Source organism: Micromonospora sp. PTRAS2 (genome assembly GCF_054052245.1).
In genome coordinates this window covers 1-479 of sequence record NZ_JBSWBU010000065.1, presented here as the reverse complement: position 1 = coordinate 479, position 479 = coordinate 1, and the positions used below count along the sequence as shown (strand labels likewise).

The window sequence follows — 479 nt, the reverse complement described above, 5'->3', positions numbered from 1 at the left end:
AACGCGTACGGGCCGGCGGAGGCGTCCGTGGCGTGCACCTGGTACGACGCCTCCACCGGCTGGGGCGGACCCTACGTACCCATCGGCTGGCCCATGCCCAACCGACAGATCCACATCGTCGACACCAACCTCAACCTCGTCCCCGCCGGCATGCCCGGCGAAATCCTCATCACCGGCCACGGCATCGCCGACGGCTACCTCAACCGCCCCGAACTCACCACCCAACGATTCGTCACCGACCCCCACACCGGCCAACACGCCTACCGCACCGGAGACCTCGCCCGCTGGAACACCACCGGCGCCCTCGAAATCCTCGGCCGCATCGACCACCAGATCAAAATCAACGGCATCCGCATCGAACTCGGCGAAATCGAAACCACCCTCGAACAACACCCCGACGTCACCACCGCCATCGTCACCCGCCGCGACGACAACAACACCCCCCGCCTCATCGCCTACGTCACCGGACGCGACGGACG

The 479-nt window shown here is 66.8% G+C and carries 1 protein-coding gene; it reads left to right on the top strand.

Annotated elements, in window-relative coordinates; all coding sequences use genetic code 11:
• Positions 1-27: 27 nt before the first annotated feature.
• Positions 28-479: AMP-binding protein (locus ACVMYR_RS33175; protein ID WP_457123709.1), on the top strand; the 452-nt coding region annotated here is incomplete at its 3' end.